Consider the following 11,929-nt stretch of genomic DNA (forward strand, 5'->3'; position numbering starts at 1 on the left):
GGCTTTGCCGGGCTGCCAGTGGCGCCCCGTTCAGGGGACAGGTTGGGCCCATCACTCCGGCGCGGCGCCGATGTCCAGCCCGCGCGGCGCCTTGTAGCGGTGATAGCCCCACAGGTACTGGCCAGGCGCGCGGCGGATCAGGCTTTCCATGGCCTGGTTGATGGTGGTGGCCGCGGCCTCGGGAGGCGCATCCGCGGCGATCTCGGGCGCCGGCAGCACGTGCACCACATAGCCCTGGCCGGCCGGCAGCCGCTCGCCCCACAGCAGCACGACGGCCGCGCCGGTCTGCTGCACCAGCCGCGCTGCCAGCGTCATCGTGTAGGCCGGCTTGCCGAAGAAGGGCGCCCACACGCCCAGGCCGTCGGGCGGCACCTGGTCGGGCAGCAGGCCAATGACCTCGCCACGGCGCAGGGCACGAATCATCTGCCGAACGCCGGCCAGCGAGGCCGGCGCCGTGGCCAGGCCCGGGCGCTCGCGCGAGCCTGCCATCACCTCGCGCAGCGCCGCCTGGCGGGCGGGGCGGTACAGCACCGTGATGGGCGCCTGCGGCGTCGTGAAACGCTCGGCAATCGCCTGCGCGCAGATCTCGAAGCAGCCCAGGTGCGGCGTCATGACGATGAGCCCGCGGCGCTCGGCCAGGGCAGCCTCGATAAGCTCGGCGCCCTGCCAGCGCAGGCGCTCACCCAGCGGCTGGCGCTTGGTGGCGATCCACAGCCAGGGCAGTTCGGCCGCCATGCGGCCCGCCGCCGCGATGGCCGGCCGCGCCGCCGCCCAGGGCAGGCCGGCCTGGGCCACGTTGGCCTGGAAGCGGCGTCGGTAGGTGGGCGAGACGGCATAGACCAGCCAGCCCAGCCAGGCACCCAAAGCGTGCAAAAGCGCCAGAGGCGCCCGGGACATGCTGCGAAAGAACCAGCCCATGTTTTCTATACTTGGCGCATCGCCGAGTTAATGAACTACTTGCGGGGCGATTCACAAATCCTGCTAAAGCGTTCGCCGCACCTCCTGAGGTCAGGCAACGCCGACCGACCAGCAAACAGGAGTTTAAAAGTGGCCACCAACGATTTCCTCTTCACGTCTGAATCCGTCTCGGAAGGGCACCCCGACAAGGTCGCCGACCAGATCTCGGACGCCATCCTCGACGCCATCTTCGAGCAGGACCCGCTGTCCCGCGTGGCGGCCGAGACGCTTTGCAACACCGGTCTGGTGGTGCTGGCAGGCGAGATCACGACGCAGGCCAATGTCGACTACATCCAGGTCGCGCGCGACACCATCAAGCGCATCGGCTACGACAACACCGAGTACGGCATCGACTACAAGGGCTGCGCGGTGCTGGTGGCCTACGACAAGCAGAGCAACGATATTGCCCAGGGCGTGGACCGCGCCAGCGACGACTACCTGAACCTCGGCGCAGGCGACCAGGGCCTGATGTTCGGCTACGCCTGCGACGAGACGCCCGAGCTGATGCCCGCGCCCATCTACTACGCCCACCGGCTGGTCGAGCGCCAGGCCCAGCTGCGCAAGGACGGCCGCCTGCCCTTCCTGCGCCCGGACGCCAAGAGTCAGGTCACGATGCGCTATGTGGACGGCAAGCCACACAGCATCGACACCGTCGTGCTGTCCACCCAGCACGCACCGGAGTACTCCCTGGGCGACCGCATGACGGACGAGTTCTACGAGGCCATCCGCGAAGAGCTCATTAAGCCTGTGCTGCCCAAGGACTGGCTGACCGCCGACACCAAGTACCTGATCAACCCGACCGGCCGCTTTGTCATCGGCGGCCCGCAGGGCGACTGCGGTCTGACCGGCCGCAAGATCATCGTCGACACCTACGGCGGCGCCTGCCCGCACGGCGGCGGCGCGTTCTCGGGCAAGGATCCCTCTAAGGTCGACCGCAGTGCCGCCTACGCGGCGCGCTACGTTGCCAAGAACGTCGTGGCCGCTGGCCTGGCCCGCCAGTGCCAGGTGCAAGTGGCCTACGCCATCGGCGTGGCCCGCCCCATGAACGTGACGGTCTACACCGAGGGCACGGGTGTCATCCCCGACGAGCAGATCGCCAAGCTCGTCAACGAACACTTCGACCTGCGGCCCAAGGGCATCATCCAGATGCTGGACCTGCTGCGCCCCATCTACGCCAAGACCGCCGCCTACGGCCACTTCGGCCGCGAGGAGCCGGAGTTCACGTGGGAACGCACCGATAAAGCAGCCGCCTTGAAGGCCGCAGCCGGCCTGTAAAGTCTGCTGCACTGCTGCTGGGTTGTCAGCCCACCGCGTAGCGGCCGGGCTGTCGGCCCGGCGTTCGCGCCAGCGACGCTGTGGCCTGGGGCACAGTGTCGTGAGCGCGCACCACAAGGCTGTCGCGCGTGGCTGCTGCGCGCCATCGAGGTGTGACACGACTTGCCACGCCCGAAGCCGCGCGATATGTTGAAAACTGCCGCCACAAGCCTGCAAGTCTTCGCGATCAAATTGACCAAATTTGCCGAAATTTCCTACAGTCGTGTCAGGCCGATAACTCAACTATTCGCGGTAGCGCCGCAGCAAGGATCCCAACATGAAACTGGTCTCACTCCGCATCGGCACTCGATTGGCCGCAGGGTTTGGCGTGGTCTTGCTGCTGCTGGCGCTTTCCGTGGCGCTGAGCTATCGGGAGGTCGGTTTGGTCGGGCCGCACCTGGATTTGCTGCTGGAGCTGGAAGAGCGGCAGCAGGTTGCCCAGGACTGGCGTTCACTGACGCAGCTCAACGTGACGCGCACCGATGCCGTGGCACGCGCGGGCGGCTCGGGCCCCGTGGCGGAGTTCTTCTCCCCCGTCATCAAGACCACCAGCGCCAAGATCAATGAACTGCAGGAGCAGCTCTCCAAGTCCATTGACAGCGAAGAGGGCAAGGGCTTGATGACAGAGATCGCCCAGGCTCGCAAGGCCTATATCGACATCCGCAACCAGGTCTTTGCGCAGCTCAAGGAGGGCAATGCCGAGTCGGCCGTGAAGATGCTGGACGGCACGATGCGCCCGGCATCCGATGCCTACATCGCCAAGCTGACTGCCATGGCGGACTACCAGTCCAAGCGCGTCCACCAGGAGACCGAGGTGGTGCGCGCCGAGGCGCGGCGCACGCAGCTGATCATGGTGTTCATGGCCGCGGGCTGTCTGGCGATGGGCATCGCGGCCGCGTGGTTGATCACGCGCTCGGTGGTGCGGCCGCTGGCTACCGCTGTCGAGGAGGCCCGGCTGGTGGGCGAAGGCGACCTGTCGCGCCCCATCCATTCCGAGGGCCAGGACGAAACGGCCGACCTCACGCAGGCGCTGGGCCAGATGCAGCAGGCGCTGCGCAACCTGGTGGGCTCGGTGCGCTCCAACGCCAACGAAGTCTCGACAGCCAGCGCCGAGATCGCGATGGGCAGCAACGACCTGTCCGCGCGCACCGAGCAGCAGGCCAGCGCCATCCAGCAGACCGCCGCCTCCATGGAGCAGCTGTCCGCCACGGTGCGCTTGAACGCGGACAACGCCAGCGAGGCCGACCAATTGGCGCAGAACGCCAGCGACGTGGCCCGCCAGAGCGGCGAGGTGGTGGGCGAGGCCGTGCAGCGCATGCGTGGCATCGAGGAAAGCTCGCGCCGCATCGCCGACATCATCACCACCATCGATGGCATTGCCTTTCAGACCAATATCCTGGCCCTGAACGCGGCCGTCGAGGCGGCACGGGCGGGTGAGCAGGGCCGGGGCTTCGCGGTCGTGGCAGGCGAGGTTCGCACGCTGGCGCAGCGCTCGGCCGAGGCGGCCAAGGAGATCAAGGTGCTGATCGGCGACAGCGTGGAGCGTGTGGAGCAGGGTGCGTCCCTCGTCAACCGCGCGGGCGAGACCATGAGCCAGGTGGTCGGTGCCATCGGCCGCGTGGCGCAGATCGTGCGCGAGATCAGCTCGGCCAGCCAGGAGCAGAGCTCCGGCGTCAGCCAGGTCGGCGAGGCCATCGCGCTGATGGACCAGGCAACGCAGCAGAACGCGGCCCTCGTCGAGGAAAGCGCTGCCGCGGCAGAGAGCCTGCGTCACCAGGCCGATGAGCTAGTGAAGCTGGTGTCGACCTTCAAGACCTGACATCCCGACGCGCTGGCCGGTGTGTGTGTGGGTCAGACGCCGCGCAGCGCGTCGTCCAGCACTTCCACCCAGTGCCGCACCGGCGTGTCGGTGCCGCTCTGCAGGTGCTGGATGCAGCCGACATTGGCCGACACGATCTGCCGGGCCTGCAGCGGCGCCAGCGCCGCGAGCTTGCGGTCGCGCAGCTGCTCGGACAGCGCCGGCTGCAGCACCGAGTAGGTGCCGGCCGAGCCGCAGCACAGGTGGCTGTCGCTGGGCGCGCAGTCGATCCGGAAGCCCAGCTCGCGCATCGCCGTCTCCACGCCGCCCTTGAGCTTCTGGCCATGCTGCAGCGTGCAAGGCGGGTGGTAGGCCAGGTGATGGCCAACGCCCGCATGATGCAGCCGGAGCTTCAGCGCCGGCACCAGCTCGGGCAGCAGTTCGCTGAGGTCCCGGGTGAGCTCGCTGATGCGCCGGGCCTTGGCGGCGTAGGCCGGGTCATCGCGCAGCGCGTGGGCATAGCCCTTGACCGCGACGCCGCAGCCCGACGCGTTCATCACCAGCGCCTCGACGCGTTCGCCCGGTCCGGCCACCAGCGGCCACCAGGCGTCGATGTTGCGGCGCATGTCGTCCAGTGCGCTGGCGTGGTCGCCCAGGTGCTCGCGGATGGCGCCGCAGCAGCCGGCATCGTCGGCCACCACGGTCTGGATGCCGGCGGCGTCCAGCACGCGCGCGGTGGCGCTGTTGATGTTGGGCGCCATGGCCGGCTGCACGCAGCCCAGCAGCAGCCCCACCTTGCGGTTCAGCTGGCGCGTGGGCCAGTCGTGCGCCGTTGCCGGCGGCCGGGCCGGCACCTTGTCCTTCAGCCCGGCCGGCACCAGCGGCCGCAGTGCCTGGCCCAGCCGCAGCGCCGGCTTGAACAGCGGTGATGTCAGTCCCTCCTTCAGCAGCCAGCGCGTGCGCCGCTCGGCGGCGGGGCGTTCGACCTTGGCGTCCACCACGCGCCGGCCGATGTCCAGCAGGTGGCCGTACTCGACGCCCGAGGGGCAGGTGGTCTCGCAGTTGCGGCAGGTCAGGCAGCGGTCCAGGTGCGTCTGCGTTTCGCGCGTCGGCGTCTCGCCTTCCAGCACCTGCTTGATCAGGTAGATGCGGCCACGCGGGCCGTCCAACTCGTCGCCCAGCAACTGGTAGGTCGGGCAGGTGGCGGTGCAGAAGCCGCAGTGCACGCAGCGGCGCAGGATGGCCTCGGCCTCGGCGCCTTCGGGCGTGCCGGCGAATTCGGGGGCGAGCGTGGTCTGCATCAGAGGTCTGGGTAGAGGCGGCCGGAGTTGAAGACGCCGTTCGGATCGAAGCTCGCCTTCAGGCGCTGATGGATGGCCGCCTGCGGCGCGCTTAGCGGCGCGAACACGCCGCAGGCCTTGTCCAGTGCGCGGAACAGCGTGGCGTGGCCGCCCACGGCTGCCACGGTCTCGCGCAGCGCCGTAGGCTCCATGGGCGTGACCACCCAGCGCTGAGCGCCGCCCCAGTCCACCAGCTGTTCGCCGTGCAGCCGGAGCTCGGGCGCCGTGCTGGGCAGGCTGAGCCGCCACAGCCGGGCACCGCCGGCCACCGCGCGCTGCGCGCCGATGAAGAACTCGTCGCGTTGGTCGCGCAGGCCCAGCCAGAAGGCGCCGGCCAGCTCGGGCGGGATCACGTCGCCGCCCAGCTTGGCGCATGCGGCCTCGACGGCCGCCGCCGCGCCCGCCAGCCGCACGAGCAGCGCGCCGTCCCACCAGGCGCTGGCCTCCAGGGGCAGCGGCTCGCCGCCCCAGCGGTTCATGGCCATCAGCGCGGCGGCCTGGTCGAACTCGAAGCGCAGCGTCGTCACGGCAGCCGGCAGCGGCATCACCTTCAGCGTGACCTCGGTGATCAGGCCGAGTTGCCCCAGCGACCCGGCTAACACGCGGCTGACGTCGAAGCCGGCCACGTTCTTCATGACGGTGCCGCCAAAGCTCAGCAGCTCGCCGCGACCGTTGATGAGCACGGCGCCCAGCAGGTGGTCGCGCACCGAGCCCAGCGCTGCGCGGGCCGGGCCGGACAGGCCGGCAGCCACCATGCCGCCGATGCTGCCCTTGCCGTCAAAGCGCGGCGGCTCGAAGGCGAAGCGCTGCTGGTGCTGCGCCAGCAGCGCCTCCACATCGAACAGCGGCGTGCCGGCCAGCACGCTGATGTAGAGCTCGCTGGGCTCGTAGGCCGTCACGCCATTCAGCGCCAATGTGGACAGCGGCTCGCCCTGCAGCGCGCCGCCGTAGAAGTCCTTGCTGCCGTGGCCGGTGATGCGCAGCGGCGCGCGGGCGTCGCGGATGCGGGCTTGCAGGTCGGCGAAGTTCAAAACCGCTCCAGTTCGGGAAACGCCAGCAGCCCGCGCTTCACATGCATGCGGCCGTACTCGGCGCAGCGGCTCAAGGACGGGATCTGCTTGCCCGGGTTCAAGGTGCCGGCCGGGTCGAAGGCGGCCTTCAAGGCCAGCATCTGCTCGCGCTCCTCGTCGCTGAACTGCACGCACATGGAGTTCAGCTTCTCGACGCCCACGCCGTGTTCGCCCGTCACCGTGCCGCCTAAAGCGACGCTGCGCTCCAGGATCTCGGCGCCGAACAGCTCGCAGCGGTGCAGCTGGTCGGGGTCGTTGGCGTCAAACAGGATCAGCGGGTGCAGGTTGCCGTCGCCCGCATGGAAGACGTTGGCGCAGCGCAGGCCGTACTTCTTCTCCATCTGCTGGATGTCCAGCAGGATGGTGGCCAGGTGCTTGCGCGGGATGGTGGAGTCCATGCACATGTAGTCGGGGCTGATGCGGCCGCTCGCCGGGAAGGCGTTCTTGCGGCCGCTCCAGAACTTCAGGCGCTGGGCTTCGTCGGCGCTGACCTGGACGGCCGTGGCGCCGCTGGCGCGCAGCACCGCTTCCATGCGGGCGACTTCCTCGGCCACCTCCTCGGGCGTGCCGTCGCTCTCGCACAGCAGGATGGCCTCTGCGTCCAAGTCGTAGCCGGCGTGCACGAAGTCCTCGACGGCCGCCGTCATCGGCTTGTCCATCATCTCCAGCCCGGCCGGGATGATGCCGGCCGCAATGATGGCGGCCACCGCGTCGCCGGCCTTGCGCATGTCGTCGAAGCTGGCCATCAGGCAGCGCGCCAGCTGCGGCCTGGGCACCAGCTTGACGGTGACCTCGGTGACGACGGCCAGCATGCCCTCGCTGCCGACGACGAGCGCCAGCAGGTCCAGCCCCGGCGCGTCCAGCGCCTCCGAGCCGAACTCGATGGCCTCGCCCTCGGCCGTGAAGCCGCGCACGCGCAGCACGTTGTGCAACGTCAGGCCGTACTTCAGGCAGTGCACGCCGCCGGAGTTCTCGGCGATGTTGCCGCCGATGGTGCAGGCGATCTGGCTGCTGGGGTCGGGCGCGTAGTACAGGCCGTGCGCGGCCGCGGCCTCGCTGATGGCGAGGTTGCGCACGCCGCACTGCACGCGCGCCGTGCGGGCCAGCTTGTCGATGGACAGGATCTGGTTGAACTTGGCCAGCGCCAGCGTCACGCCGGCCTCATGCGGCATCGCACCGCCGGAAAGCCCGGTGCCCGCGCCGCGCGCGACAACGGGCACGCCCAGACGGTGGCAGGCCTTGAGCACGGCGCCGACCTGCGCTTCGGTCTCGGGCAACGCCACGGCCAGCGGGCGCTGGCGGTAGGCGGTCAGGCCGTCGCACTCGTAGGGGCGGGTCTGCTCGGTCTGGCACAGCAGCGCGTGCGCCGGCAGCAGGGGCCCGAGGGCATCGATCAGGGCGGCGCGGCGGGCGTGCAGGTCCAGCGGGGCATTCATGGCGGGCCGACTTTAGCCGCCCGTCACCAGCCAGTAGGCGGGTTTGTCCAGCGGTGTTGCCGGGGGCAGCAAGGGGTTGTTCAGGCGCAGCTGCACGCGCCTGGCCACCTGGTGGCGCTGCAGCAGGTCGCCGAAGCGTTTGTCGAACAGCCGCTTCAGGCTGCCGTCGGTTGCAGCAGCGTCCAGGCCGCGCTGCAGGTCGGCGGCCAGCGTGGGCTGGTCGGGCCGCACGAACAGGTAGGACGCCGCCGGGTAGCGCAGCAGCACATGGGGCTCGATGACAAGGCCGTGGGCCAGCTCGGAAGCGGCCTCGTCGTCGATCTCGAACAGCGCGCGCGGGAAGTAGTCGGCGCGCCCCAGGCGCACCATCTCCAGCAGCGCCTCGAAGCGGTTGCCCTCGCGCACCGGCAGGCCGTTGGCGCGCAGGATCTCGGTGTCGGGCCAGTCGTGTCCCTGCACGGCGACATGGCGGCGCAGCTCGTCCAGGCTGCGCAGGCCGCTCCAGCGCTGGGCGTCGGCCGCGCGGACGAAGGCGATGCGCCAGCCGATCAGCCCACGGTCCAGCGGCACGCGCACCGGCAGCAGCTGCGCCTCGCGTTCGATGCTGGTCATGGTCCAGCCCAGGTCGAGCCGCCCGGTGGCGTCGGCCAGCTCGCGCACTACGCGCGCCTGGGTCATGAACTCGCGCGACTCCACCAGCTCATAGCCGCCACCACCGCGCTCGATGGCGAGCTGCAGCACCTGCTGCAGGTAGGTCCAGACCGCTGAGCGGCCGGCGTCTGGCTGTGGGTAGACGATGCGCCGGCCGGCCTCGACACCGGCCGGTGCAGCCAGGGCGGTGAGCAGCAGGGCGCGGCGTTTCATGGCGATGTGGCGTGCACAGGTCGCCGGCCGGGAGTCAGGCCTTGCGGCGTGCCGGTGCGCGGCGCGGGCGCGGGGCCGGCGTCTCGGCGCCGGGGGACAGGCCCTTGGTCACGCTGCCGACCACGCTGGCCGGCACCGAAGCCGCGCGGCGCAGCGTGTCGCTGGCGGCGTCGAAGCTCTGCTTGACCAGCGTGCCGGCGAGGCTCTTGGCCGCGTCGGTGGCGGTGTCCTTCATGGCCGTCGTGGCCAGCTGCGTGAACTGCTGGCTCAGTGCCGTCCACCACTGCGTGGGGTCGATGGCGGCGGCCGGGTTGGCGGCGGCATCCTGGACGGCCTTGGCCGCCACGCGGGCCGATTTGGCAGCACCCTGGGCCGCCCCTTTGGCCACACCCTTGGCCGCTGACTTCGCCGCCGTCTTGGCCACCGGCATCGCCGCCGCCGCCGCAGCGATCTCGGGCGGCACGCCCGGCCAGGCGGGCGTCTCGGCGCCGGTGGGCAGCTTGAGGCTGTCGCGCAGCTGGGCCAGCGGCACGTTCATGGTCTGCAGCGTGGACAGCGTCATGCGCTGCACCTCCAGGGCCTGGATGGTGGCGGCCAGCATGCGCGCGTTCTGCTCCAGCCAGAACTGCACGGTGCGCAGCTCCTCGATGCGTTTGCCCAGCTCCTCGGGGTTGAGCGTTGGCGCCACCCATTGGCCGATGCCCGGCAGCGCGGAGCCGGCGTTCTTGACCAGGCCTTGCAGGAAATCGAATCCGGGCACGAACTTGGTGAAGCTGTTGTCGGTCATCGCGGTCTCCTCGGCGTGGGCCCTGATCCTACTTGGCGGGCACGATGGCTTGCACGTGAAAGCCGCGTTCGGCCAGCAGCCGGGGCAGGGCCTGCGGCCCGCCCATGTGCAGCGCGCCCACGGCCACCAGCACGCGCTGTCCCTGGGCGTGCAGCGCGGTGATGCGCTCGGCCAGAGGGCCGTTGCGGTCGTCATTGAGGCGGGTGAGCCAGGCGCGCTCGGCCGGCGTGTCGGCGCACTGGCACCAGGCGGGGTAGTCGGCCAGCGCCTGCATGTCACCGCGGGCCCAGGCGTCGGCCAGCCGGCGCAGCGGGCCGCGCACCTGGCCGCGCTGCAGCTGGGTCAGGGCGCCGTCGACGATGTCGGTCAGCTCGTCCTCTGCGGGCTCCAGCGCGGCCAGCTGCTCGGCCGCGCTTTCCAGCGCCCGCACGGGCCGGCCTTCGGCGCGGGCGCGGGCCATCAAGGCCATGTCCTGGCCGAAGCCGGCGTCGAAGCCATCGCGGCGCGCCTCCAGCAGCGTCAGCGTGCTGAGTTGCAGCACGGGCGGGAAGGCCGCCAGCACACCCGGCGGCAGGCAGGCCTTGGCAGCCTGCGCCTCCATGCGGCGGGCCAGCGGCGCGGGCAGCGTCGCCGCGGGCGGCCGGGCGGCCAGCACGGGCATCAGGTCCGCCGGGTCCAGCTCGACGGCCAGCACCTCGGTCTCGGCCCAGGCGCGGCGCAGCGCCGGGCCTGCGTAGGGCCAGTCCGCCTTGCCCAGGTGCAGCGTGCCGTACAGCCAGCTGCTGCGGCCGTCGCGCGTGATGCGCCACAGCGGACCGCGGTCGGGCGCGTGGGCGGCCCAGGCGGCTGCCTGGGCGGCGCTGGGCGGGGCCGGGGTGGGCGGGCAGTCGGCGCGGGCGCCGCCGACGAACAGGGCCAGCAGCAGCAGGGTGGTGCGGATCATGGTTGCGGCTGGATGCGAAGCTCGCCGGGCTTCTGGGTGAAGTGCAGCCGGCCCAGCACGTCCATGCCCAGCAGCGGCGCATGCAGCTGCGGCAGCACGGCCACCGGAAGGCGCTGGGCGCGCACGCCGCCGTCCAGCGCGATGTCGGCCCGGGCGGCGAAGCCCTGGGCGGGGCCGCCGGCCGTGCGGGTGCTCAGCGTGCCCAGCGGCTGCAGGCCGGCGCGCTCGGCCAGGGCCTGGGGCAGCGCGGTGGTGGTGGCACCGGTGTCGACGAGGAAATCCACCTCGACATCGCCCACGCGGCCGGGCCAGTGGAAGTGGCCGTCCGGCGCGCGCGTCAGCACGATGACGCCGCCCGCCAGCTGGAAGCGGCTGGCCTCGCGTTCGCGCTCCCAGTACTTGAAGCCCAGGAAGACCACCAGCGTGACCAGCAGCCACAGGGTGATCAGCTTGAAGGTGTGGGGCAGGTCGGAGCGGGACACGGGGCCGATCGGGATGGCGCGGGGCGTCAACGATAACCGCGCCGGCCGGCGTGTTGCCCGCTCAGAGCCCGAACAGCGTGCTAAGCGCTTCCCGGTACTGCGCCTGCCCCACCGCGTTGGTGTTGTGGTGCGAGCCGCCCTCCACCAGCACGAAGCGCTTGGGCTCGCGGGCGCGTTCGTAGAGCTGCTGGCCCAGGCGGGGCGGGATCAGGCTGTCGCGGCTGCCGTGCACCACCAGCAGCGGCGAGCCGATGTCGGCCACGCGCGAGGCGGCATCAAAGCGCTGCGTGATCAGCGGCGACACCGGCAGCCAGCCCCAACGGAAGCTGCTGACGACGTCGGGGATGGACGTGAAGCTGCCCTCGACGATGAGGCCGGCCTCGTCGCCCACCTGGCTGGCCAGGTTGACACCGATGGCGCCGCCCAGCGAGTGGCCAAAGATGAAGCGGCGCGCGCCCGGGTGGCGCTGAGCGACCCAGTCCCACGCGGCGCGCGCATCCTCGGCTGCCATGGCCTCGGACGGCAGGCCGGGCGTGCTCTTGCCGAAGCCGCGGTAGTCCACGCCCAGGACCGAGAAGCCCAGTGCGTGAAGGCGGCGCATGCGCGGCGCGCTGCCGCGCACGTCGTAGCGGGCGCCGTGCAGGTACAGCAGCACGGGTGCCCGGGCGTCGAGCTGCGGCAGCCACAGGCCGTGCAGGCGCACGTCACTGCCGTCAGCCGTGCTCTTGAAGCCTATCCAGACATCCTCCATGCCCTCGGCCGCCGCCAGGCCGCCGGCCCAGGTGCGGTCGCTGGGCTGGAAGATCCAGCCGCGCTGGCGCTCGTCCAGCGAGGCGCAGCCGGCCTGCAGGCCCAGGAGCATCAGTGCGAGCAGGGCAAGGCCGGTCAGCCGGCGTAGCGAGGCAAGACGTGTCATGCCGTCATGGTGCCAGCCTGTG

The 11,929-nt window shown here is 70.9% G+C and carries 11 protein-coding genes; 2 read left to right on the top strand and 9 right to left on the bottom strand.

Annotated features, from left to right (window positions below; genetic code table 11):
* Positions 1-51: 51 nt before the first annotated feature.
* The gene (locus ACG0Z3_RS15070) at positions 52-918 is read right to left on the bottom strand and encodes a lysophospholipid acyltransferase family protein (protein ID WP_394398819.1); all 867 of its coding nucleotides are present in this window, start codon (positions 916-918) and stop codon (positions 52-54) included.
* A gap of 129 nt (positions 919-1,047) precedes the next feature.
* On the opposite strand from ACG0Z3_RS15070, the gene metK reads away from it, so the two are divergent.
* Together metK and ACG0Z3_RS15080 are read left to right on the top strand one after the other, a co-directional pair.
* Positions 1,048-2,232 (top strand): methionine adenosyltransferase, encoded by a 1,185-nt coding sequence (gene metK, locus ACG0Z3_RS15075; protein ID WP_394398821.1) that lies wholly within the window; start codon positions 1,048-1,050, stop codon positions 2,230-2,232.
* Positions 2,233-2,548: 316 nt separating this feature from the next.
* Entirely contained in the window at positions 2,549-4,090 is a 1,542-nt protein-coding gene (locus tag ACG0Z3_RS15080) for a methyl-accepting chemotaxis protein (RefSeq protein ID WP_394398823.1), read from the top strand.
* 32 nt (positions 4,091-4,122) lie between these two features.
* On the opposite strand, the gene glcF is transcribed toward ACG0Z3_RS15080, so the two are convergent.
* From glcF to ACG0Z3_RS15120, 8 genes are all read right to left on the bottom strand, one after another.
* Positions 4,123-5,370 carry a glycolate oxidase subunit GlcF gene (glcF, locus tag ACG0Z3_RS15085; protein ID WP_394398825.1) on the bottom strand — a complete coding sequence of 416 codons (1,248 nt, stop codon included), beginning with the start codon at positions 5,368-5,370 and terminating at the stop codon, positions 4,123-4,125.
* A complete protein-coding gene (gene glcE, locus ACG0Z3_RS15090; protein WP_394398827.1) occupies positions 5,370-6,440 on the bottom strand; it encodes a glycolate oxidase subunit GlcE in 1,071 nt (356 codons plus the stop codon). The genes glcF and glcE overlap by 1 nt, the downstream gene beginning before the upstream one ends.
* Positions 6,437-7,915: an FAD-linked oxidase C-terminal domain-containing protein gene (locus tag ACG0Z3_RS15095; protein WP_394398829.1), complete on the bottom strand. Its 1,479-nt coding sequence runs from the start codon at positions 7,913-7,915 to the stop codon at positions 6,437-6,439. Before ACG0Z3_RS15095 ends, glcE begins: the two co-directional genes overlap by 4 nt.
* Positions 7,916-7,927: 12 nt before the next feature.
* On the bottom strand, positions 7,928-8,779 hold the full coding sequence (locus ACG0Z3_RS15100) for a substrate-binding periplasmic protein (RefSeq protein WP_394398831.1): 852 nt from the start codon (positions 8,777-8,779) through the stop codon (positions 7,928-7,930).
* 34 nt (positions 8,780-8,813) lie between these two features.
* Positions 8,814-9,566: a PhaM family polyhydroxyalkanoate granule multifunctional regulatory protein gene (locus ACG0Z3_RS15105; protein ID WP_394398833.1), complete on the bottom strand. Its 753-nt coding sequence runs from the start codon at positions 9,564-9,566 to the stop codon at positions 8,814-8,816.
* 28 nt (positions 9,567-9,594) lie between these two features.
* Positions 9,595-10,509: a TraB/GumN family protein gene (locus tag ACG0Z3_RS15110; RefSeq protein ID WP_394398835.1), complete on the bottom strand. Its 915-nt coding sequence runs from the start codon at positions 10,507-10,509 to the stop codon at positions 9,595-9,597.
* Positions 10,506-10,991, bottom strand: a complete 486-nt coding sequence (locus tag ACG0Z3_RS15115; RefSeq protein WP_394398837.1) for a retropepsin-like aspartic protease family protein — start codon at positions 10,989-10,991, stop codon at positions 10,506-10,508. The genes ACG0Z3_RS15110 and ACG0Z3_RS15115 overlap by 4 nt, the downstream gene beginning before the upstream one ends.
* 61 nt (positions 10,992-11,052) lie before the next feature.
* A complete protein-coding gene (locus tag ACG0Z3_RS15120) occupies positions 11,053-11,907 on the bottom strand; it encodes an alpha/beta hydrolase (protein ID WP_394398839.1) in 855 nt (284 codons plus the stop codon).
* Positions 11,908-11,929 lie beyond the last annotated feature (22 nt).

This window comes from Pelomonas margarita, assembly GCF_043555875.1.
Lineage (GTDB): Bacteria > Pseudomonadota > Gammaproteobacteria > Burkholderiales > Burkholderiaceae_C > Pelomonas > Pelomonas margarita.

Bases quoted from the DNA above. Each gene is read 5' to 3' on its own strand.
- ACG0Z3_RS15070 (WP_394398819.1), bottom strand. From the start codon at position 918: ATGGGCTGGTTCTTTCGCAGCATGTCCCGGGCGCCTCTGGCGCTTTTG.
- ACG0Z3_RS15080 (WP_394398823.1), top strand. From the start codon at position 2,549: ATGAAACTGGTCTCACTCCGCATCGGCACTCGATTGGCCGCAGGGTTT.
- glcF (WP_394398825.1), bottom strand. From the start codon at position 5,370: ATGCAGACCACGCTCGCCCCCGAATTCGCCGGCACGCCCGAAGGCGCC.
- ACG0Z3_RS15095 (WP_394398829.1), bottom strand. From the start codon at position 7,915: ATGAATGCCCCGCTGGACCTGCACGCCCGCCGCGCCGCCCTGATCGAT.
- ACG0Z3_RS15100 (WP_394398831.1), bottom strand. From the start codon at position 8,779: ATGAAACGCCGCGCCCTGCTGCTCACCGCCCTGGCTGCACCGGCCGGT.
- ACG0Z3_RS15105 (WP_394398833.1), bottom strand. From the start codon at position 9,566: ATGACCGACAACAGCTTCACCAAGTTCGTGCCCGGATTCGATTTCCTG.
- ACG0Z3_RS15110 (WP_394398835.1), bottom strand. From the start codon at position 10,509: ATGATCCGCACCACCCTGCTGCTGCTGGCCCTGTTCGTCGGCGGCGCC.
- ACG0Z3_RS15120 (WP_394398839.1), bottom strand. From the start codon at position 11,907: ATGACACGTCTTGCCTCGCTACGCCGGCTGACCGGCCTTGCCCTGCTC.